Source organism: Rhizobium sp. BK008, from assembly GCF_014197345.1.
GTDB classification, from domain to species: Bacteria; Pseudomonadota; Alphaproteobacteria; order Rhizobiales; family Rhizobiaceae; genus Rhizobium; species Rhizobium anhuiense.
Genome location: NZ_JACIFK010000009.1, coordinates 172,666 through 193,607 on the forward strand (window position 1 = coordinate 172,666; position 20,942 = coordinate 193,607).

Below are 20,942 nucleotides of genomic sequence, written 5' to 3' on the forward strand. Positions count from 1 at the left end.
GTCGAGAACAAAGCTGTCGACGAAAATTTGCGCATCCGAAAATTCTGCTTTTCATTAGTTGGAATACTCATTATACCAGATCACAAGTTGACGCCATGACAATCTGCGTGGCGAGAGGAGCAACCGTCCGTTTCATGATGATTACCCTGACCTACCGCATCGAGACGCCCGGAAGCGTCGAGGCGATGGCGGACAAGATCGCGAGCGACCAGTCGACCGGAACCTTCGTGCCCGTTCCCGGTGAAACCGAAGAGCTGAAGTCGCGGGTCGCCGCCCGCGTCCTGGCGATCCGCCCGCTCGAAGATGCACGTCATCCGAGCTGGCCCGAGGTCGCCCCCGGCACGCTGCTCCATCGCGCCGATATCGACATCGCCTTTCCCCTCGAGGCGATCGGGACCGACCTCTCGGCTTTGATGACCATTGCAATCGGCGGCGTCTACTCCATCAAGGGCATGACCGGCATCCGCATCGTCGACATGAAGCTGCCAGGCGCCTTCAGAAGCGCGCATCCAGGACCACAGTTCGGCATCCCGGGAAGCCGCCGCCTCACCGGCGTCGAAGGTCGCCCCATCATCGGAACGATCGTCAAGCCGGCGCTCGGGCTGAGACCCCAGGAGACGGCCGCGCTCGTCGGCGAACTGATCGCATCGGGTGTCGACTTCATCAAAGACGACGAGAAGCTGATGAGCCCGGCCTATTCGCCGCTCAAGGATCGCGTCGCGGCGATCATGCCGCGCATTCTCGATCACGAACAAAAGAGCGGCAAGAAGGTGATGTATGCCTTCGGCATCTCGCATGCCGACCCCGACGAGATGATGCGCAATCACGATATCGTCGCTGCGGCCGGGGGCAACTGCGCCGTCGTCAACATCAACTCGATCGGCTTCGGCGGCATGAGCTTTCTGCGCAAGCGCTCCAATCTGGTGCTGCATGCGCATCGAAACGGCTGGGACGTGCTGAGCCGCGATCCGGGCGCCGGCATGGATTTCAAGGTCTACCAGCAATTCTGGCGGCTGTTGGGGGTCGATCAGTTCCAGATCAACGGCATCAGGGTCAAATATTGGGAGCCGGACGACAGCTTCGTCTCGTCCTTCAAGGCCGTCAGCGCGCCGCTGTTTGATGCCGCCGATTGCCCGCTTCCGGTTGCCGGCTCCGGCCAGTGGGGCGGACAGGCACCGGAGACCTACCAGCGGACCGGCCGCACCGTCGATCTTCTCTATCTCTGCGGCGGCGGCATCGTCAGTCACCCCCATGGTCCGGCGGCCGGCGTTCGGGCCGTGCAGCAGGCGTGGCAGGCAGCCGTCGCCGGCATACCACTGGAGATCTATGCGAGAGAACATCCGGAGCTCGCCGCCTCGATTGCAAAATTCAGCGACGGCAAGGGCGCGTGATCGCGATGGATGGACTTCTCGTCAGCTATTACGGCGATGACTTTACCGGTTCCACCGATGTCATGGAGGCCCTGGCATCGAACGGTGTCTCGACCGCGCTCTTCCTCGACGTTCCCACGCCGCAACTGCTCGCGCGTTTTAGCGATTGCCGCGCCATCGGCCTTGCCGGGACGAGCCGCAGCGAGACGCCGGCATGGATGCAGGTGCACCTTGCCCGCGCTTTCGAATGGCTGAATTCGCTTGGTGCCGCGATCTGCCACTACAAGGTCTGCTCGACCTTCGATTCCAGCCCCGGGATCGGCAGCATCGGCAAGGCGATCGAAATCGGCGGCGCGGTGTTCGGCCAATCCGTCGTTCCCGTCATCGTCGGCGCGCCGCAACTGAAACGCTACACAGCCTTCGGCAACCTCTTTGCCGCCTATCAGGGCCGGATCTTCCGCATCGACCGCCATCCCGTCATGAGCCGCCATCCGGTGACGCCGATGGACGAGGCGGATCTTGCGGTGCATCTCTCAAAGCAGACCCGTCTACCCGTCCTGGTCGCCGATCTCGTGGCGATCACCGCGGCGGACGCCGATCAACGGATCGACGATCTGGCGTCGGGTTCCGAAGGCATCCTGCTCATCGATGTCGACTCCGAGGTGACACAGCAGGCGGCGGGTCGGCAGCTGCTCCGTGTCACCGGCCGTTCGGCAAGCTTTGTCGCCGGCTCGTCGGGGATCGAATATGCCCTGCTCAGCGCATGGCGGCGGAGCGGTTTCATCGACGACAGCAGGACCGAATTTCCCGATATCGGCCCCGTCGACCGCCTCGCCGTCGTGTCGGGCAGCGTCTCGCCGACCACCGAGCGCCAGATCCGCACCGCTGTCGAGAACGGCTTCGAGAGCATGGCGCTCGACCCACTCGCCCTGGTCGGAGAGCATGGCCAAGCCACGGTGGATGCAGCGGTCAAGGCCGGTGTCCAGAAGCTTCGGCAAGGCAGGAGCGTCATCCTCCACACCGCACTTGGACCGTCCGCGGACCGTGGCGCCGACATCGACAGGTTTCCGGGCGCGCGTCACCGGCTTGGGAGTGCGCTCGGCACGATCTTGCTTCGCTTGATCGAAAGCGAAGGGCTGTCACGTGCCGTCGTTGCCGGCGGCGACACGTCCAGTCACGCCCTCAAGCAGTTGAAGGTCGACGCGCTGACGACGCTTCTGCCGTTGCCGCAAACGCCGGGTTCGCCGCTTTGCCTCGCCCATGGCGACTATCCGCCGACCAACGGCCTGCAGATCGCCCTCAAAGGCGGCCAGGTCGGCACCGACGGCTATTTCGCCCAGATCCGTGACGGGAGGAAGAGCTGAATGGTCCTTTGGGTCGGCACCAGCTTCAAGATGAACAAGACCGTGGAAGAAGCGCTCGCCTTCGCGCGCCGCCTCGCCCATGCAGACCGTGAACGCGACGTCCACGTGCAGCGCTTCGTCATTCCCTCCTTTACCTCAGTGCGCGAGGTCAAGCGCGCGCTTGCCGATACGTCGGTGAAGGTCGGCGCCCAGAACATGCACTGGGAGGACGCTGGCGCCTGGACTGGCGAGATTTCGCCTCTCATGCTGAAGGACTGTGAGCTCGACATGGTCGAGCTCGGCCATTCCGAACGGCGCGAGCATTTCGGGGAGATCGATGAAACCGTCGGCCTCAAGGTTTCGGCCGCCATCCGCCACGGCCTCATCCCGCTGATCTGCATCGGCGAGACATTGCAGGAGCGCCGGGAAGGTCAGGCCGACGCCGTGCTGCGGCGCCAGGTCGAGGCAGCCTTGAGGGGCATCGATACCGGCGCCGAACAGGCTACGGTCCTGCTCGCCTACGAACCCGTCTGGGCGATCGGCGTCAACGGTATTCCGGCAAACGCCGACTACGCCTCGGAGCGGCATGGAAGGATCGCCGAAGTGGCCAAAGCCATTCTTGGCCGTTCCGTGCCGGTGCTCTACGGCGGCAGCGTCAATCCGCAAAATTGCGAGGAACTGATCACCGAGCCACATATCGACGGCCTGTTCATCGGCCGCTCCGCCTGGTTCGTCGACGGTTACCTCGACATTCTTCGCCGCGTCAGCGCGGCGATCAAAGGGTGATTTCCATGCCTGAAGGCGAGCGAAAGGAAACTGCTATGAAGATCGCAATCGGCGCGGACAGCGCAGGCAAACCGCTGCTGGATGTCATTGCCGCCCATCTCGCGCACAAGACCGACCTGGAAGTTCATGATCTCAGCCAGTCCGGCTTCTACGCCGATCTGTCGCAGCGCCTCGCGCAGACGATCGTCAACGGCGAACATCAACGCGGCATCCTGATCTGCGGAACCGGCATCGGCGTCTGCATTTCCGCCAACAAGGTTCCGGGCATCCGTGCCGCGCTGACGCACGACACCTATTCGGCGGAGCGCGCGGTGAAATCGAACAACGCCCAGATCATTACGATGGGGGCGCGCGTCATCGGACCGGAGCTGGCGAAATCGATCGTGGATGTCTGGCTTGCATCCGAATTCGACCCTGACGGCCCCTCGGCCGGAAATGTGCAGGCGATCGACCGGCTCGATGCCGAAAAAAATTGATAGCGACAGATTAAGAAGTGATATGGTGATTGACTCATCATACCAGTATATGATCCTATCCAAACGGAAAAGGTGAGGAAACATGACTCAGATTGCCCTCTTCGGCGCAGGCGGAAAAATGGGATATCGGCTTGCCAAAAATCTCAAAGGCTCACGATTCCAAGTGCGCCATGTCGAGGTGAGCGACGCGGGCAAGGCCCGCTTGAAGAACGATCTCGGTCTTGATTGCGTGCCAGTCGATGCCGCACTCGATGGCGCCGATGTGGTGATCCTTGCCGTGCCGGACACGGCGATCGGCAAAGTCGCGGCAGGCATCGTCGACAAGCTCAGGTCAGGCACCATGGTGGTCGCGCTGGATGCTGCGGCTCCCTTTGCCGGCCACCTGCCGAAGCGTGACGACCTCACCTATTTCGTCACTCATCCCTGCCATCCGCCGATCTTCAACGACGAGACCGACATGCAGGCCAAGAAGGACCATTTCGGCGGCCTGTTCGCCAAGCAGCACATCGTTTCGGCGCTGATGCAGGGGCCTGACAGCGCCTATGCGCTTGGCGAGGAAATCGCCAAGCTCATCTGGGCTCCGGTCATGCGCTCGCACCGCGTCACGGTCGACCAGCTCGCCATGCTCGAACCCGGCCTGTCGGAAACTGTCTGCGCATCGCTGCTCGTCATCATGCGTCAGGCCATGGACGAATGCGTGGCCCGCGGCGTGCCGGAACAGGCCGCCCGCGACTTCCTGCTCGGCCATATGAACGTGCTCGGCGCCGTCATCTTCAAGGAAGTCGATGGGGTGTTCTCGGATGCCTGCAACAAGGCGATCGAGTTCGGCATCCCGGCGCTGATGCGCGACGACTGGAAGAAAGTATTCGAACCACAGGAGATCGCCGAGAGCATCCGGCGCATCACCTGAATTCGGCTTGGAGGAGGCAAGCCCTCCTCCTCAACTGCTCCGGGAGACCGGGCAACCGCTCCGAGGAGACGGAGCTTCATTCACAACAGGGAGGAAAAAATGAAACTGACGCGCAGACTGACACTTGCGGCTTTCGCCGGCGCCCTGGCGCTGGGAACGGCCATGCCGGCCTTTGCGGCCGATCTCATCGCCATCATCACACCGGCGCATGACAATCCCTTCTTCAAGGCCGAAGCCGTCGGCGCCGAAGCCAAGGCGAAGGAACTCGGCTACGAGACGCTGCTCATGACCCATGATGACGACGCCAACAAGCAGTCGGAAATGATCGACACGGCGATCGGGCGCGGCGCCAAGGCGATCATCCTCGACAATGCCGGAGCCGACGCCTCCGTCGCGGCCGTCAAGAAGGCCAAGGATGCCGGCATCCCCTCCTTCCTGATCGACCGCGAAATCAATGCGACGGGCGTGGCCGTCGCCCAGATCGTCTCGAACAACTATCAGGGCGCGCAGCTCGGGGCGCAGGAATTCGTCAAGCTGATGGGCGAGAAGGGCAATTACGTCGAGCTGGTCGGCAAGGAGTCCGACACCAATGCCGGCATCCGCTCGCAAGGCTACCACGACGTCATCGACGACTACCCGGACCTGAAGTCCGTCGCCAAGCAGTCGGCCAACTGGAGCCAGACGGAAGCCTATTCGAAGATGGAAACCATCCTCCAGGCCAATCCCGACATCAAGGGCGTCATTTCGGGCAACGACACCATGGCCATGGGTGCGATCGCAGCACTGCAGGCGGCCGGCCGCAAGGACGTGATCGTCGTCGGCTTCGACGGCTCCAACGACGTGCGTGACTCCATCAAGTCGGGCGGCATCAAGGCGACGGTGCTGCAGCCCGCCTATGCCCAGGCCCAGCTCGCGGTCGAACAAGCAGACGCCTACATCAAGACCAAGACGGCGCCAAAGGAAGAGAAGCAGTTGATGGATTGCGTTCTCATCAACGCCGACAACTCCGGCAAGCTCGAGACCTTCGCGCTGACGAACTGATCAGCCGCGAGATGCAGAGGGTGCACGGCCGCGCCCTCTGCAATGCATTTCGCAAGACGTCGAGGTTCACAGCATGTTGAGAATGAAGGGCGCCCTCATCGCTGCCGTCGTGGCGGCGGCCTTGCCCGGTTGCAAGATCATCAAAACGCCGACGCCGGAGGAAAAGGCGGCGGCAGCGGCCAAGACCGCCTTCGACCCGAATGCAAAGGTCGAGGCGATCTGGAAGCCCGAGGTCGTGCCTTATTTCGAAAAGCGCGCCGGCGACCTGAAAGACGTCATGCAACTGGCTGCCTCCAGCCCTGATGCCGCGGGCGAGAAATACGGCAATCCCCGCAAGCAGAGCAGTTCGCCATGGACCTATGCGGTGAAGATCACCGGCAAGGTCGTGGCGGCCGATACGGACTCGCGCGCGGCAACGCTCGATGTCGACGCCGATGGCGACGGCAAGGCCGATGCAAAGGTCCAGATCGGGCCGGCGCTCCGCGGCACGGCGCTCCGCGACACGCTGGACTTCGTCAATTTCAACGAATTCAAGAACCAGATCGAATGGGCGCAGTTCGGCAAGGCGTTCAACGAGAAGGCCAACTCGGCCTTCCTGTCGGCCGTCCCGCGCGAGGACCTCGCCGGCAAGACGGTGACCGTGATCGGCGCCTTTCCGCTGCCGAAAAGCGGCGAGCTGCCGCTCGTGACACCTTCGGAATTGAGGGTGGGCTCATGACGGCGACAGAGGCACAAAAGGATGATGTCATCCTGCGCCTTGACGACGTGTCGAAGGTCTATTCGGGCATCGTCGCCGTCAAGCGCGCCAATATGGAACTGCGCCGCGGTGCGGTGAACGTGCTCGTCGGCGAAAACGGCGCGGGCAAGTCGACGCTGATGAAGATCATCGCCGGCGTCGAGCGTCCGACGCATGGCCGCATCATCCTCGACGGTGAACCCGTCTCCTTCGACAGCCCAGCGGAAGCGCAGGCGCATGGCATCGGCATGATCTTCCAGGAGCTCAATCTCTTCGCCAACATGTCGGTCGCCGAGAACATCTTCGCCAGGCGCGAGATCACCCGCGGCCTGCTCGGCATCGACCACAAGGCGCAGGTGCAAAAGGCCAATGGCTTTCTCAAGCGCCTGGATGCCGGGATCGAGGCGGACACGATGGTCGAGGATCTGCCGATCGGCCAGCAGCAACTCGTCGAAATCGCCAAGGCGATGTCGCTAAATGCCCGGATCCTGATCATGGACGAGCCGACGTCGGCGCTTTCGGCGGCTGAAGTCGACATCCTGTTCAAGGTGATCGCGGAACTGAAGGCTCAAGGAGTTGCGATCGTCTATATCTCACATCGGCTCGAAGAGCTGATGCGGATCGGTGACTATATCACCGTGCTGCGTGACGGCCAGGTCACCGGCGAGGCGATGGTGCGCGACATCGATACGCGCTGGATCGTTCGCTCGATGATCGGCTCGGATGCCAAGGACTTTGCAAAATCCGTCACCCATGCCGTTGGCGCCGAGGTCTTTCGCGCCGAAAACATCAGCCTTCCCAGACCGACGGGCGGGCTGTCGGTCAACGATGTCTCGCTGTCGGTCAAGGCGGGAGAAATCCTCGGCATATACGGCCTGATGGGTGCGGGACGCAGCGAATTCTTCGAGTGTGTGATCGGCCGCCACGCACACTCGACCGGCAAGATCTTCATCGAGGGCAAGCAGGTTCGCGCCCGCGACACCACCCGGCGCATCCGCCGCGGCCTTGCGCTCATTCCGGAAGACCGGCAGCGCGAGGGTCTGGTCCAGGTGCTCTCGATCGCTTCCAACCTGACGCTGGCGAGCCTTGGCCGCTTCGCCCGGCTCTTCCATATCGACAGCGGTGCCGAGAAGAGCGCCGTCCAGGAGGCCATCCGCGATCTTTCGATCAAGGCGCCGAACCCGGATTTCGAGGTGACCTCGATGTCGGGCGGCAACCAGCAGAAGGTCGTTATCGGTAAGGCATTAATGACCAATCCGAAAGTGCTGCTGATGGACGAGCCGAGCCGCGGCATCGATGTCGGCGCCAAGGCCGACGTCTTCCGCACCATGCGGCGGCTGGCGGCAAACGGGCTCGCCATTCTGTTTTCGACCTCCGACCTCGAGGAGGTCATGGCGCTTTCCGATCGCATCGCGGTCTTGAGCAACGGCCAGCTGGTCGCCGTCTTCGACCGGAACGAGGCGACGGAAGAAGCCATCATCGCGGCTTCGGCCAAGGGACACGGACATCAAGGGAAACTCGCGTTATGATGGCGGCTACGTCAACCACTCTTGCGCCGAAAGGCGCCAACGGCTCGGCGCTTCTGACGCTGATGAAGCTCAGGACCTTCATCGCGCTTTTCGCCGTGATCATCTTCTTTGCGATCTTCGCGCCGAACTTCACCTCGACGGCGAACATGATCCTGATGTCGAAGCATGTGGCGCTGAACGCCTTCCTGGCGATGGGCATGACCTTCGTCATCATCACCGGCGGCATCGACCTTTCCGTCGGATCGATCGTCGGGTTGTGCGGCATGGTCGCCGGCGGCCTGATCCTTTACGGTATCGAATTGCCGATCGGCTACACGATCTATTTCAACCTCTTCGAGATCGTGCTGATCACGCTGTCGATCGGTCTCGTCATCGGCCTTATCAACGGCCTGCTGATCACCAAACTCAACGTCGCGCCCTTCATCGCCACGCTCGGCACGCTCTATGTCGCCCGCGGTCTCGCCTTGCTGTCATCGGACGGCCAGACCTTTCCGAACCTCGTCGGCCGGCCCGAATATGCCACGACCGGTTTCGACTTCTTCGGCGCGGGGCGCATTCTCGGCTTGCCGGTGTCGATCTGGATCCTGATCGTGCTGGCACTCGCGGCGGCCTATGTCGCCCGCTCGACGCCGATCGGCCGTCATATCTTCGCCGTCGGCGGCAATGAGCGGGCCGCGCGCATGTCCGGTATCCGGGTCGATGTGGTGAAGATCTTCGTCTACATGTTTTCCGGACTTTGCGCCGCCATCGTCGGCGTCGTCATTTCCTCCGAACTGATGGCCGCCCATCCGGCGACCGGCGAAAGCTTCGAGCTCAATGCGATTGCCGCAGCCGTGCTCGGCGGCACCTCGATGTCGGGTGGCCGCGGCACGATCGGCGGCACGATCATCGGCGCTTTCGTCATCGGCATCCTCTCCGACGGGCTTGTCATGATGGGCGTCTCCTCCTTCTGGCAGATGGTCATCAAGGGCCTCGTCATCATCATTGCCGTCGTGGTCGATCAGGCCCAGCGGCGCCTGCAGCAGCGCGTCACCCTCATGCAGATGGCAAAGGCAGGCTGAGATGACCGAGTTGAAGGGGGCTTTGATCGGCTGCGGTTTCTTCGCGATCAACCAGATGCACGCCTGGAAAGATGTCGAAGGTGCTGACATCGTCGCGATCTGCGATCGCGATCCGGAGCGGCTGAAGGTCGTCGGCGACCAGTTCGGTATCGATCGCCGCTACCGCGATGCCGAGGCCATGTTTGCCGATGGCGGCTTCGATTTCGTCGACATCGCCACGACGGTCCAGAGTCACCGCGCTCTGGTGGAAATGGCTGCAGTGAATAAGGTGCCGGCCATCTGCCAGAAACCCTTCGCCAAGACGCTGTCGGATGCAAAGGCGATGGTCGAGGCTTGCCGCAATGCCGGCGTGGCCCTGATGGTGCACGAGAATTTTCGCTGGCAGACGCCGATCCAGGCGGTCCGCAAGGCGCTCGATGCTGGCGCCATCGGCACGCCCTTCTGGGGCCGCTTCTCCTTCCGCTCGGGTTACGACGTCTTCTCCGGCCAGCCGTACCTTGCTGAAGGCGAGCGCTTCATCATCGAAGATCTCGGCATTCATACGCTCGATATCGCCCGCTATATCCTCGGCGATATCAGATCACTCACGGCCCGCACCAAACGGGTCAATCCCAAGATCAAGGGCGAGGATGTCGCAACCATTCTGCTCGATCATGAAAACGGCGCCACGTCGGTCGTCGACGTCAGCTACGCCACCAAGCTCTCAAAAGAGCCGTTTCCCGAAACGCTGATCGAGCTCGACGGCTCCGAGGGCACGATCCGCCTGACCCAGGGCTACCGCCTTGAAATCGCCCACGGCAGGGGCACCACCACAATGGATGTCTCTCCGAAGTTGTTGTCCTGGGCCTCGCGGCCTTGGCACAACATCCAGGAGAGCGTCTATGCGATCCAGCAGCATTGGGTCGATCAAATCAAGCGCGGCGCGGAGCACTCGACCTCGGGGGCCGATAATCTGAAGACCTTCGCCCTCGTCGAGGCCGCCTATGACAGCGCTGCCAGGGGACAGACGATCGATGTCAGAGCGATGCTGCGATGACGATCAATGCGTTCCAGCTCTACGGCACCCACCTGGTCGAGAGGCCGCCGGTTCGGCTGAGGGCCGGAAAGCTGACCGCCGACCTCGCCGATGGCAACCTCCGCGCGATCCGCTACGACGGCATCGAGGTGCTACGGGCGATTTCTTATCTCGTTCGCGACCGGGACTGGGGCACCTACAGCCCTGAAATCGTCGATCTCAGGATCGAGCAGAAGGAAGACCGTTTCGAAGTCGCTTATCAGGCCCGCTGCGAGGGACCCGGCGACACGAGGCTCGTTATCGATGTTCGCATCGCGGCATATCAGGACCGGCTCGATTTCGAGGGCGAAGCCATGACCGAGACCGGCTTCGAGACCAACCGCTGCGGCTTCTGCATCCTGCATCCAGTCGTCGGCGTGGCGGGTTCGCCGGCCAAGGTCGAGCATGTCGACGGGGAGATCGTGACGACACGGTTCCCCGATGTCATCGAACCCTGGCAACCATTCAAGGACATGCGCGCCATCACCCACCGGGTCATGCCTGACGTTCAGGCTGAATGCCGGATGGAGGGCGACACCTTTGAAATGGAAGATCAAAGAAACTGGTCGGACGCATCCTATAAGACATATGTCAGGCCGCTCGCTTTGCCCTGGCCCTACCAGATCTCTGCCAACCAACCTGTCCGGCAAAAGACGTCGCTTGTTATCAGAGACACCAGGCATTCCGCACCGCGCTTCGCGCCTGCGACCTTGGGCGGCGCGATAAAACTCAAGCTTGGAGAGCGGACCGGCATCATGCCCGATATCGGCGTGATCGTGACGCCTGAGGAGGCCGATGCGACGCTCACGGCAAAGGCCGTCCTGTCGGAGATCGCGCCTCGGGAACTCCTCTTTCATTTCGATCCGGATGCCGGGCACGCCGCCGAAGCACTGAAGACTTTTGCCGCGATCGCCGCCGTCCATCGCGGCCGCTCGACGCTGGAGATCGCGCTCCCCTGCAAATCGTCGCCGGCAAACGAGGCGGCCGAGATCGCCCACCAGATGCAGCTGGCGGCATTCAAGCCGGATGCGATCATGATCTCGCCATCCGTCGACCGGCAATCGACGCCGCCCGGCAGCACATGGCCGGATTGTCCGCCTTTGGACGCGGTCTATGCCGCCGCCCGCGCCGCCTTTCCCGGTATTCGCATCGGCGGCGGCATGCTGAGCTATTTCACCGAACTCAACCGCAAGCGCGTCCCGGATGGGCAGCTCGACTTCGTCAGCCACTGCACCAACCCCATCGTGCATGCGGCCGACGATCTCAGCGTCATGCAGACATTGGAAGCGCTGCCCTTCATCACCCGCTCCGTTCGTGCCATCTACGGCGACAAGCCCTACCGGATCGGCCCGTCGACGATCCCGATGCGGCAGAACCCCTATGGCAGCCGCACGATGGATAATCCCTTGGGCGCACGCATACCCATGGCCAACCGCGACCCGCGCCACAACGGCCGTTTCGCGGAAGCTTTCGCACTCGGTTACGCAATCAGAGTGCTGGATGCCGGTCTCGAATGCCTGACGCTCTCGGCCTTGACCGGTCCGTTCGGTCTGATTGCCGGTCCGGCCGAGCCGATCGAGCAGGGTGGGCGGCGTCCGCTGTTCAATGCGGTGCGGACTTTGTCCGCCTTGGCTGGTGCATTCTGGCAGGAATGCATCTCGTCCTCGCCCTCCGAAGTGCTGTCTTTCGTTGCGCGGGACGCCGCAGGAAACAGGCTCCACGTCGTCAATCTGACGAGCGGAGAGCGAAGAGTCGATTACCCCGCATCGGGGAAGGAACTGCTGCTCGCACCCTTCGCCACCGCGGTCTTGCCGCTGGCGGATTGACCTCCGGCGCATCAGCCGCATCTATGCAATCGGAGCTCACTGGGGAGGATCGGCGTGAAGACGAAGAAGCTTATCAATTCCGGCGCAGATGCCGTCGATGAGATGCTGCAAGGGATCCTCGCGGCGCATCCACGCCATCTTTACGCAGTCGAAGACATGCCCCGCGCGATCATTGCCAGAAACGGACCGCGCAAAGGCAAGGTCGGCCTGGTCATCGGCGGCGGATCCGGGCATGAGCCGACCTTTCTGGGGTTTGTCGGCAAGGGGCTGGCGGATGCCGCCGCGATCGGCAATGTCTTCGCCTCGCCGCCGCCCGATCCGATCATCGCCTGCGCCAAGGCGGTCGACGGCGGCGCCGGCGTCCTGTTCATGTACGGCAATTATGCCGGCGACGTGATGAATTTCGACATGGCCGCCGAGATGCTGGCGCTCGACGAGATCGAGGTCCGCACCGTCCTGACCACAGATGACGTGGCATCCGCTCCTGCCGATCAGAGGGACAGGCGACGTGGCGTGGCGGGCAACGTCTTCATCTTCAAGGCGGCCGGCGCGGCCTGCGATCTTCTCTACTCTTTCGACGATGTCGAGCGCGCCGCCCGCCATGCCAATGCACGAACCTATACGATGGGTGTGGCGCTCTCTCCCTGTTCGCTGCCCCAGACCCTCCGGCCGAACTTCCTGATCGGCGAGGACGAGATGGAGATCGGCATGGGAATCCATGGAGAGCCCGGCATGGCGCGCGAGCCGCTGAGGTCGGCCGATGCCGTGACCGACGAGCTGATGGACAGCATGCTTCGGGAGATGAAGGCGGACCCAGGCGATCGTGTCGCCCTGCTTGTCAACTCGCTGGGTTCGACTCCGCTGATGGAACTCTATATCATGATGCGGCGCGTGAAGTCCCGACTCGACGATGCCGGGCTCGTCATCCACACGTCGCTCGTCGGCAACTATTGCACCTCGCTCGAAATGGCCGGCGCCTCGATCACCGTCATGCATCTCGACGACGAGCTTCAGCGGTTGATCGACCACCCGTGCGATTGCGCGATGTTTGCGAGGTGATCGATGACGATTACCACAAAAGACCTGCAACAGCTGTTTGCCGGGATTGCCGAGGATATCGCGGCAGAGCGCGACCATCTTTGCGAGCTCGACGGCGCCATCGGCGACGGCGATCACGGCCTTGCCATGGACGGAGGCTGTCAGGCTGCCGCCAAGGCGGTCGGCGCGCTCGATGTGGAAACAGCACCGACGCTGCTATTCAACGTTGCGGCAAAGGCATTCCTGAATGCGGTCGGCGCTTCGTCCGGCCCCTTATATGCCACGGCCTTCATGCGCGCCGCGGCCGCAGCCAAGGACAGGCAGACCTTGACCGATGACGATTTCGTCCGCGTTTTCGCAGCCATGGCGACGGGAATCCAGGAACGCGGAAAGGCCGAAGCCGGTGAAAAGACGATGGTCGACGCCTGGAAGCCCGCGGCCGACGCGACACTTGATGCGTGGGGGACAGGAAAGCCGCTTCCCGAATGCTTCGACATGGCAGTGCATGCAGCCCGCGTCGGCTGTGACGCAACCAAAGACATGACGGCAGCGAAAGGACGGGCTTCGCGACTGGGAGACCGGGCTATCGGGCACATCGATCCCGGTGCGGCATCGGCGGTCATCATCATCGCCGCGATGGCCAAATTTGCTCGACGGCACGATGGTTAGCTCATCATACCAGTTGACATGTCAATGACTATCTGCAAAAAGGGTCCCGGCTTACAAGAGGAGGACGGTAATGCTGACCCTTTCTGCGAAATTGAAGACTGCGAGCATCGTTGCGATCGCCATGGCGTCACTTTCGGCAACACCGGTTCTTGCTGAAGACATCACGCTCTGGACCCTCAACTTCGACAATAATGCTGCCAATACGGCCCTGAAGAAGGTGGCGACGGACTTCGAAGCTGCAAATCCCGGGACGCATGTCGAGATCGTTCAGCGCGCCGTCGATGAACACAAGACCGCGCTCCGCGTCGCCGCAGGCTCGGACAAAGGACCCGACATTTATTTCAGCTGGGCGGGTCTCGGCCTCGGCGGCGAGTATGTGAAGGCCGGCCTGTCGCTGCCACTCGACAAGTATTACACCGAGTATAAGTGGAACGACGAATTGCTGCCGTCGGCTGCCGCTTTCGCCGACCTCTATACGGGCGGCAAGCACGGTGTTCCCTTCACCTTCAAGGGCGAAGCCGTCTACTACAATAAGAAGCTTTTCGAACAGGCCGGCATCAAGGAAGAGCCGAAGACCTACGAGGAACTCCTTGCCGCGGCCGATAAGCTGAAGGCCGCGGGCATCCCCGCCTTCACCTTTGGCGGCACGGTCAACTGGCACGTCATGCGCCTCATGGACGTTATCCTCGAAACCAAGTGCGGCGCCGAAAAGCACGACGCGCTGAAGGCGATGACGTTGGACTGGACCAAAGAACCCTGCGCGACGGATTCCTTCGCGGAGTTTGCGAAGTGGACGAAGGACTATACGCTGCAGCCGTTCATGGGCATCGACAACAAACAGTCCTACAGCCTCTTCACGGCCGGTCGTGCAGCGATGATGCTCGAAGGCGACTGGCTGGTCAGCCAACTCAACGGCTCCGGCGCCAATCTCGACGATTACGGCATCTTCCCCTTCCCCACAAATACCGACCGTCTCTACGGCTTTGCCGAGTACAATTACATCAGCACCAAGAGCAAGAACCCCGACATAGCGGCGAAATTCCTCGACTATTTCCTGTCGACGAAGGTGCAGCAGGATCTGCTCGGCCAGTTGAGCTCGACCTCCGTCAACAAGAACGTCCAGTATGCCAATCAGAAGCCGCTCGAAGCCGAATGGCTGGGCATCTTCCAGAAATACGGCAAGGTCTACATGAACGGCGACCAAGCCTTCCCGCTCGATGTCACGACGGAATATTTCCGCGTCATCAATGATGTCGCTTCCGGCAGCACCGAGCCGGCCGAGGCGGCCAAGCAGTTGCAGAGCTTCATCGCCAGCAGAAGCTGATCCCTCCCAAGCGCCAGTCGATCGACCTCTGAGTTGATCGGCTGGCACATTCTTTCATCAGCTGGCAGCGGCTTTTCACTGCCAGGAGGAAAGCATGTCACTTCGACAATCGACACATGATCCGCGCATGCAAGCGCTCATCCTGCTCGTGCCGGCGCTGGCGATCTATGCGGTCTTCGCGCTCTACCCGATGCTCAACGTCGTGATCCTGAGTTTCCAGAAGTGGAACGGGCTCGATCCCAATCGGCAATTCGTCGGCCTTGCGAACTATTCGGCGATTTTCACCAAAGATCCGGTCTTCTGGGTGGCGTTCCGCAACACGGTGATCTGGACCGTGATGAGCCTGATCTTTCCGCCGCTGGTCGGACTGCTGCTGGCGCTCAGCCTCAACCAGAAAATATTCGGCCGCAATGGCCTCAGGGCCATCTTCTATCTGCCTGTGATCATCGCGCCGATCGCCGTCGCCACCATGTGGAAGTGGATGTACGATCCCTTCTTCGGCCTGTTCGCCCAGCTGCTGACCTCCTGGGGCATGCAGGTCTGGATCAAGGATTGGCTGGGCAATAAGGATATCGCGCTTTATTCCGTCTTCGTCGCCTATCTCTGGCAGACGGTCGGCTTTTCGATGGTTCTATTCCTGGCCGGCCTGCAGAACGTCTCTCAGACGCTCGTCGAAGCGGCGCGCATCGATGGCGCCGGCCGCTGGGCGGTGTTCAAACATGTGACATTGCCGGCGTTGCGCCCGACGATCACCATCGTCCTCGTTCTCTCCGTCATCTCGTCGCTGAAGGCTTTCGACATCGTCTACGGTTTGACGGGCGGCGGTCCGGCCCAGTCCACGCAGATGCTGGCGCTCTGGGCGTTCACGCAGGCCATGCAGATCTTCGATTTCGGACGAGGTGCGGCAATATCCGTCGTGCTGCTGCTGATCACCATGGCCGTCGTCATTCCCTATCTCAGATGGACCCAGAAGCACGAGGAGGTCGAATCGTGACAGCAGTGCCGACCGACCATGCCGCCGTGCATCTCGAAGCCCAACCATCGTCGATGAAGCGCGATCCCGTTCTGATCGGCCTCTGGATAACGCTTGTCATCGTGGCGCTCGTCTGGGTCGCGCCATTCGTCTTCATCGTCTTCACCTCGCTGAAGACGCCGGCGGCGGTGACGAGCACCGGCGCCTTCATGCCGCCGGCCGAGCTTGCCTTCGAAAACTATGGCGCCGCATGGAGCCGCGGCAATTTCGCAAACTCCTTCTTCAACAGCGTCATCATCACCGTCATCAAGGTGCCGCTCGGCCTGTTCCTGTCGGCGATGGCCGCTTATGCCCTTGCCAAGATCAAGTTGAAGATCACCAAGGCGCTGCTGCTGCTCGTCGTGTTCGGCACGATGATCCCCTTCCAGGTGATGCTTGCGCCGCTCTTCACCCTGGTCAATTCCTTCGGCCTCATCGACACCTATCCGGGCGTCATCCTTCCCTACATCGCCTTCGGCGTTCCCTATCAGGTTTTCATCCTGCACGGCTTCTTCAAGGGCATTCCGAAGGAGCTATCGGAGGCAGCGCTGATCGACGGCGCCAGCCACTTCGTCATCTTCCGGCGGATCTTTCTGCCGGTATGCCTGCCCGTCCTCGCCGCACTGCTCATCCTCGACTTCGTTTCCACCTGGAACGAATTCGCCATGGCGCTGGTGCTGCTTCAGGACCAGCACATGTGGACGCTGCCGCTCGGCCTGATGTCGTTTCAGGGGCAGTTCTCCAGCAATTACGGCCAGCTCAACGCGGCGATCGTCATGACCGTGCTGCCGGCGACGATCGTCTATCTCATGTTCCAGCGCTACTTCGTCTCCGGCCTCACCTCCGGCGCCGTCAAAGGCTGATCACAAAATCATTCTACGAGGAGAGACAGAATGTCCGATGCAACAGTCGAAAAATGGGGTGTGTTCGAGGCCTCCTTCGAAGGGCCTGCCGGCGGCAATCCCTATCTCGACGTAGCATTCGATGCCGTCTTCACCCAGAAGAGCCGCGAAGTCCGCGTGCCAGGCTTCTATGATGGTAACGGCACCTACCGCATTCGCTTCATGCCCGATAGCGAAGGCGAGTGGTCGTTCCAGACGCGCTCCAAGACCGCGGCCCTCGACGGCAAGACCGGTGTTTTGGCCGCGACCGCACCTTCGGCCGGCAATCACGGCCCGGTGCGCGTGCGCAACAAATTCCATTTCGCCTATGCCGACGGCACGCCGTTCCTCTCCTTCGGAACGACCTGCTACGCCTGGACGCATCAACCGTTCGACATGCAGAAGCAGACGCTGGAGACGCTGAAGACGGCGCGCTTCAACAAGATGCGCATGGGCGTGTTTCCGAAGGATTATCCCTATAACGTCAACGAGCCGTTGCATGCCTGCTTCGAACGCGGCTCCGACGGCAAGGAAGACTTCGACCGGCCCAACCCCGCGGCCTTCCAGCACTTCGAAAAGCAGGTCGCCGCACTCTGCGACCTCGGCATCGAGGCCGATATCATCATCTTCCACCCCTATGACCGCTGGGGTTATGCCGACATGTCGGCCGCGCAGGATTTCCGCTATGTCGAATATCTGGCCGCCCGTCTTGCCGCCTACCGGAACGTCTGGTGGTCGCTCGCCAATGAATATGATTTCCTGATCGACACGAAACCGATGGAGCAGTGGGACCGCTACTTCCACATTCTGGAGGAAAACGACCCCTACCAGCATCTGCGGTCCATCCATAATGGCGACGTGACCGCCAATTTCGATCACCGCAAGCCGTGGGTGACGCACACCTGCATCCAGAACCCCGACGTCAAGCGGACCCAGGAATGGCGCGATGCCTATGGCAAGCCCGTCGTCAACGACGAGCCCGAGTATGAGGGCGACATCTTGCAGTCATGGGGCAATCTCCATCCGAGGGAGCTGGTGCATCGTTTCTGGATCACCATGGCGCGCGGCGGCTATGCCGGTCATGGCGAAACCTATTCTCACCCCGAGGATCTGATCTGGTGGGCCAAGGGTGGCGAATTGCGCGGCGAAGCGTGGAAGCGCATCGGCTTCCTCCGGGACCTCCTGGAGGCCGACGTCAAGCACGGTCTCGAACCGCTCGGCATCATCGGCGAATGGCCGTGGTCGCGCGTCTCCGGCGCGCGTGACGGCGACGGCGATTTCCGCCTGATCTATTTCGGCGAGCATCAGCCGGTGATCTGGTCCACCGGCCTGCCGGTCGACGGTGACGACTACGATGTCGATATCATCGACACCTGGGAGATGACGATCACGCCGGCCGAGAAAGTCGAGGCTCCCGTTCCGCATCCGACGCGCCATGGCTCGGTCGTGCGCGGCGGCAAGCCGGACGCGGCCTTCGGCGTGAAAATCCCGCGCAAGCCGTACCAGGCTTTGCGTGTGCGCAGGAAGCGCTAATCGAGAGGGTTCGGGATGTCAGGTTTAAGCATCAGAAACGTCAAGAAATCCTTCGGCACGGTCGATATCATTCACGGCGTCGACGTCGAGATCGCCGATGGTGAATTCACCATTCTCGTCGGCCCTTCCGGCTGCGGCAAGTCGACATTGCTGCGCATGATCGCCGGGCTCGAGGACATCACCGCCGGCCAGATCAGCATTGACGGCCGGGTGGTGAACAATCTGCAGCCGAAGGATCGCGATATCGCGATGGTCTTCCAGAACTACGCATTGTACCCGCAGATGACGGTCTCCCAGAACATGGGGTTTGCCCTTGAGCTCGCCGGAGCCAAGCGGCCTGAGATCGACAAGAAGGTCGGCGAGGCTGCGGCCATTCTCGGCTTGCAGCCGCTTCTCGACCGCAAGCCCGCCCAGCTTTCCGGCGGGCAGCGCCAGCGCGTCGCCATGGGCCGCGCCATCGTCCGCGATCCGAAAGTCTTTCTCTTCGACGAGCCGCTCTCCAATCTGGACGCGAAACTGCGGGTGAAGATGCGGGCGGAGATCAAGGCCCTGCACCAGCGCCTGAAGACTACCATCGTTTACGTCACCCACGACCAGATCGAGGCCATGACCATGGCCGACAAGATCGTCGTGCTGCACGGCGGCCGCGTCGAACAGATCGGCAGTCCGCTCGAACTCTACGACAGACCGCGCAACATCTTCGTCGCCGGTTTCCTCGGTTCCCCGGCGATGAATTTTCTCGAGGGGACCATCGAAGATGCCGGCAACCCGGTATTGTCGCTGCCGGGCGGTTCCCGCGTGCCGCTCTCGCGGGCTCCCGTTAATTCGGCAAACAGACCGATGACGCTGGGTATTCGTCCTGAAGATATCAGCTTCGGTGGCGAGAACGGCGTGGACGCGGTGGTCAAGGTGGTCGAACCCACCGGGTCGGAAACTCATGTCGCCGTGGACCTCGACGGCAGGGAGCTGACATGGGTCGTTCGCGAACGTGTCGAACTGGCGCCCGAACAGCAGGTGAAGCTTTCCTTCGAAACATCAAAGGTTCACTTCTTCGACCGACAGACGCAACAGCGTTTGAACGCCTGAACATAAGAGGCCGGAGGAACCGTCGAACCACAATTGCCTTTGCGGACGAAATGGCGATTTGTAATCTCCAACTTCGCCAATACGCCGTCAGTCTGGAGGTCGCCAAGAACATGCATATTCGAAAGGCAGTTTCTGCCGACGCAGCGGAACTGAGCGAGCTCCTCAACGAGATCATCCGGGCTGGGGGAACAACAGCACTCGAGACACCGCTTTCGGCTGCCGAGTTCGTGGACTGGTTCATCGACGGCGAGTTTCCTCTCCTCTGCCATGTCGCGGAGCATGATCGGTCGCTTATCGGCTTTCAGTCGCTCAGCCTATACGGCGATCCGCCGAAAGGCTTTGCCGACATCGGGACCTTCGCCCGCATGAACCCAAAGACTCCAGGCGTCGGCAGCGCGCTCTTTCCCGCAACCCGGGCCGCAGCGGAGGAACTCGGGCTCGACTTCATCAATGCCACCATTCGGGCCGACAATGTCAGCGGTCTTGCCTATTATGCCAAGATGGGCTTCGAGACCTATGACCGGCTGGTCCAGGTTCCGCTTCAAGACGGGACGCCCGTCGATAGGATCAAGAAGCGTTTCAGGATAGATGCCAGGCATCACGCGACACCTCACGCCTGAATGTGTCGACGGATCTGTGGGCGTGCCCGGCATCCCAGTGTCGGACCAGTTCTGGGTCAGCACGACCGGGCGTGCCGCGACCGGTGCCTGTGAAGAAGCGCAACTGGCTGAACACGTGGCCTGCCGGCGGAAGGAACTGAAACGAAGTCCTCAGCCGTGAACACCCTCGTCATATCCGTACGATGCGGACCGGGAATTCGCCGCGTACCAGCAGCGGGTCGAAGCCGCTATCAAATCGACCGAGCCGGATCAACCCGTCCCAGCTGTAATCGGCATAAAACAGCGCAAGGTTACCCCATGGCTTGAAGTAGCAGAGATCACCCGGCTGCTCGTTATCGAAGGGGCCGCTGGCTTCCTCAGTGAGTTTGCGCGGGAGATAGACGATCTTTTCGTTTTTGCCGTAGTCTTCGATCTTGAGATCCAGGGGAAGCATCGAAGCGAGTTCGAGCGCCGACGGATTGTCGTAGAGCGTCGCCGTCATGGTCATGCCGTTGAAGATTATCCGGATTCTGACATCGGTCGGTACTTGGCTCGCTGGATCCCGGCCTTCCTGTCCCTTGGCCGCATACGGCAGGGTTGCGGTTGCGAAGGTTGCGCCGAGGAGCGCACGGCGCGTCAGATATGAGGATGTCGACATGACTGCACTC

20 protein-coding genes are annotated in these 20,942 nt (G+C 61.6%); 19 read left to right on the forward strand and 1 reads right to left on the reverse strand.

The window, feature by feature from the left end; genetic code table 11:
- Positions 1 to 134: 134 nt before the first annotated feature.
- From oiaX to FHT69_RS28680, 19 genes are all read left to right on the forward strand, one after another.
- Entirely contained in the window at positions 135 to 1,391 is a 1,257-nt protein-coding gene (gene oiaX / locus FHT69_RS28590) for a 3-oxo-isoapionate-4-phosphate decarboxylase OiaX (RefSeq protein ID WP_183906280.1), read from the forward strand.
- Positions 1,392 to 1,396: 5 nt separating this feature from the next.
- Complete coding sequence (locus FHT69_RS28595) at positions 1,397 to 2,734, forward strand: four-carbon acid sugar kinase family protein (RefSeq protein ID WP_183906281.1); 1,338 nt, start codon at positions 1,397 to 1,399, stop codon at positions 2,732 to 2,734.
- Positions 2,735 to 3,499, forward strand: coding sequence for a triose-phosphate isomerase (locus FHT69_RS28600; RefSeq protein WP_183906282.1), 765 nt, complete (start codon positions 2,735 to 2,737; stop codon positions 3,497 to 3,499).
- Between the two features lie 35 nt (positions 3,500 to 3,534).
- Positions 3,535 to 3,975, forward strand: a complete 441-nt coding sequence (locus tag FHT69_RS28605) for an RpiB/LacA/LacB family sugar-phosphate isomerase (RefSeq protein ID WP_047616916.1) — start codon at positions 3,535 to 3,537, stop codon at positions 3,973 to 3,975.
- 82 nt (positions 3,976 to 4,057) lie between these two features.
- Positions 4,058 to 4,885: a phosphogluconate dehydrogenase C-terminal domain-containing protein gene (locus FHT69_RS28610; RefSeq protein WP_028757645.1), complete on the forward strand. Its 828-nt coding sequence runs from the start codon at positions 4,058 to 4,060 to the stop codon at positions 4,883 to 4,885.
- A 99-nt stretch (positions 4,886 to 4,984) separates the two neighbouring features.
- A complete protein-coding gene (locus FHT69_RS28615; protein ID WP_028757644.1) occupies positions 4,985 to 5,926 on the forward strand; it encodes a D-ribose ABC transporter substrate-binding protein in 942 nt (313 codons plus the stop codon).
- A 73-nt stretch (positions 5,927 to 5,999) separates the two neighbouring features.
- Complete coding sequence (locus tag FHT69_RS28620; RefSeq protein WP_183906283.1) at positions 6,000 to 6,644, forward strand: DUF2291 family protein; 645 nt, start codon at positions 6,000 to 6,002, stop codon at positions 6,642 to 6,644.
- Positions 6,641 to 8,191 (forward strand): sugar ABC transporter ATP-binding protein, encoded by a 1,551-nt coding sequence (locus tag FHT69_RS28625; protein WP_183906284.1) that lies wholly within the window; start codon positions 6,641 to 6,643, stop codon positions 8,189 to 8,191. The genes FHT69_RS28620 and FHT69_RS28625 overlap by 4 nt, the downstream gene beginning before the upstream one ends.
- The gene (locus FHT69_RS28630; RefSeq protein ID WP_028757638.1) at positions 8,188 to 9,252 is read left to right on the forward strand and encodes an ABC transporter permease; all 1,065 of its coding nucleotides are present in this window, start codon (positions 8,188 to 8,190) and stop codon (positions 9,250 to 9,252) included. Before FHT69_RS28625 ends, FHT69_RS28630 begins: the two co-directional genes overlap by 4 nt.
- A gap of 1 nt (position 9,253) precedes the next feature.
- Complete coding sequence (locus FHT69_RS28635) at positions 9,254 to 10,288, forward strand: Gfo/Idh/MocA family protein (RefSeq protein ID WP_183906285.1); 1,035 nt, start codon at positions 9,254 to 9,256, stop codon at positions 10,286 to 10,288.
- On the forward strand, positions 10,285 to 12,132 hold the full coding sequence (locus tag FHT69_RS28640) for a hypothetical protein (protein WP_183906286.1): 1,848 nt from the start codon (positions 10,285 to 10,287) through the stop codon (positions 12,130 to 12,132). Before FHT69_RS28635 ends, FHT69_RS28640 begins: the two co-directional genes overlap by 4 nt.
- A gap of 54 nt (positions 12,133 to 12,186) precedes the next feature.
- Positions 12,187 to 13,191: a dihydroxyacetone kinase subunit DhaK gene (locus tag FHT69_RS28645; protein WP_063474072.1), complete on the forward strand. Its 1,005-nt coding sequence runs from the start codon at positions 12,187 to 12,189 to the stop codon at positions 13,189 to 13,191.
- Positions 13,192 to 13,194: 3 nt separating this feature from the next.
- Positions 13,195 to 13,839 (forward strand): dihydroxyacetone kinase subunit DhaL, encoded by a 645-nt coding sequence (gene dhaL, locus FHT69_RS28650; protein WP_183906287.1) that lies wholly within the window; start codon positions 13,195 to 13,197, stop codon positions 13,837 to 13,839.
- Positions 13,840 to 13,909: 70 nt separating this feature from the next.
- A complete protein-coding gene (locus FHT69_RS28655; RefSeq protein ID WP_047616751.1) occupies positions 13,910 to 15,163 on the forward strand; it encodes an ABC transporter substrate-binding protein in 1,254 nt (417 codons plus the stop codon).
- Between the two features lie 94 nt (positions 15,164 to 15,257).
- Positions 15,258 to 16,157, forward strand: a complete 900-nt coding sequence (locus FHT69_RS28660; protein WP_028756743.1) for a carbohydrate ABC transporter permease — start codon at positions 15,258 to 15,260, stop codon at positions 16,155 to 16,157.
- Positions 16,154 to 17,038, forward strand: a complete 885-nt coding sequence (locus FHT69_RS28665; RefSeq protein ID WP_028756742.1) for a carbohydrate ABC transporter permease — start codon at positions 16,154 to 16,156, stop codon at positions 17,036 to 17,038. Before FHT69_RS28660 ends, FHT69_RS28665 begins: the two co-directional genes overlap by 4 nt.
- A gap of 30 nt (positions 17,039 to 17,068) precedes the next feature.
- Positions 17,069 to 18,589 (forward strand): DUF5060 domain-containing protein, encoded by a 1,521-nt coding sequence (locus FHT69_RS28670; RefSeq protein ID WP_063474068.1) that lies wholly within the window; start codon positions 17,069 to 17,071, stop codon positions 18,587 to 18,589.
- A gap of 15 nt (positions 18,590 to 18,604) precedes the next feature.
- Positions 18,605 to 19,675: an ABC transporter ATP-binding protein gene (locus FHT69_RS28675; protein ID WP_028756740.1), complete on the forward strand. Its 1,071-nt coding sequence runs from the start codon at positions 18,605 to 18,607 to the stop codon at positions 19,673 to 19,675.
- Positions 19,676 to 19,785: 110 nt separating this feature from the next.
- The gene (locus tag FHT69_RS28680; protein WP_183906288.1) at positions 19,786 to 20,295 is read left to right on the forward strand and encodes a GNAT family N-acetyltransferase; all 510 of its coding nucleotides are present in this window, start codon (positions 19,786 to 19,788) and stop codon (positions 20,293 to 20,295) included.
- Positions 20,296 to 20,464: 169 nt separating this feature from the next.
- Here FHT69_RS28680 and FHT69_RS28685 read toward each other — a convergent pair whose 3' ends face one another.
- Entirely contained in the window at positions 20,465 to 20,932 is a 468-nt protein-coding gene (locus FHT69_RS28685; protein ID WP_047616746.1) for a cyclophilin-like fold protein, read from the reverse strand.
- Positions 20,933 to 20,942: the final 10 nt, after the last annotated feature.

What these genes read in the sequence shown, in the direction of transcription:
- FHT69_RS28625 (WP_183906284.1), top strand. Translation starts at nt 6,641, where the DNA reads ATGACGGCGACAGAGGCACAAAAGGATGATGTCATCCTGCGCCTTGAC.
- FHT69_RS28630 (WP_028757638.1), top strand. Translation starts at nt 8,188, where the DNA reads ATGATGGCGGCTACGTCAACCACTCTTGCGCCGAAAGGCGCCAACGGC.
- FHT69_RS28640 (WP_183906286.1), top strand. Translation starts at nt 10,285, where the DNA reads ATGACGATCAATGCGTTCCAGCTCTACGGCACCCACCTGGTCGAGAGG.
- FHT69_RS28600 (WP_183906282.1), top strand. Translation starts at nt 2,735, where the DNA reads ATGGTCCTTTGGGTCGGCACCAGCTTCAAGATGAACAAGACCGTGGAA.
- FHT69_RS28610 (WP_028757645.1), top strand. Translation starts at nt 4,058, where the DNA reads ATGACTCAGATTGCCCTCTTCGGCGCAGGCGGAAAAATGGGATATCGG.
- dhaL (WP_183906287.1), top strand. Translation starts at nt 13,195, where the DNA reads ATGACGATTACCACAAAAGACCTGCAACAGCTGTTTGCCGGGATTGCC.
- FHT69_RS28605 (WP_047616916.1), top strand. Translation starts at nt 3,535, where the DNA reads ATGAAGATCGCAATCGGCGCGGACAGCGCAGGCAAACCGCTGCTGGAT.
- FHT69_RS28620 (WP_183906283.1), top strand. Translation starts at nt 6,000, where the DNA reads ATGTTGAGAATGAAGGGCGCCCTCATCGCTGCCGTCGTGGCGGCGGCC.
- FHT69_RS28670 (WP_063474068.1), top strand. Translation starts at nt 17,069, where the DNA reads ATGTCCGATGCAACAGTCGAAAAATGGGGTGTGTTCGAGGCCTCCTTC.
- oiaX (WP_183906280.1), top strand. Translation starts at nt 135, where the DNA reads ATGATGATTACCCTGACCTACCGCATCGAGACGCCCGGAAGCGTCGAG.
- FHT69_RS28675 (WP_028756740.1), top strand. Translation starts at nt 18,605, where the DNA reads ATGTCAGGTTTAAGCATCAGAAACGTCAAGAAATCCTTCGGCACGGTC.
- FHT69_RS28655 (WP_047616751.1), top strand. Translation starts at nt 13,910, where the DNA reads ATGCTGACCCTTTCTGCGAAATTGAAGACTGCGAGCATCGTTGCGATC.
- FHT69_RS28635 (WP_183906285.1), top strand. Translation starts at nt 9,254, where the DNA reads ATGACCGAGTTGAAGGGGGCTTTGATCGGCTGCGGTTTCTTCGCGATC.
- FHT69_RS28615 (WP_028757644.1), top strand. Translation starts at nt 4,985, where the DNA reads ATGAAACTGACGCGCAGACTGACACTTGCGGCTTTCGCCGGCGCCCTG.
- FHT69_RS28685 (WP_047616746.1), bottom strand. Translation starts at nt 20,932, where the DNA reads ATGTCGACATCCTCATATCTGACGCGCCGTGCGCTCCTCGGCGCAACC.
- FHT69_RS28680 (WP_183906288.1), top strand. Translation starts at nt 19,786, where the DNA reads ATGCATATTCGAAAGGCAGTTTCTGCCGACGCAGCGGAACTGAGCGAG.
- FHT69_RS28660 (WP_028756743.1), top strand. Translation starts at nt 15,258, where the DNA reads ATGTCACTTCGACAATCGACACATGATCCGCGCATGCAAGCGCTCATC.
- FHT69_RS28595 (WP_183906281.1), top strand. Translation starts at nt 1,397, where the DNA reads ATGGATGGACTTCTCGTCAGCTATTACGGCGATGACTTTACCGGTTCC.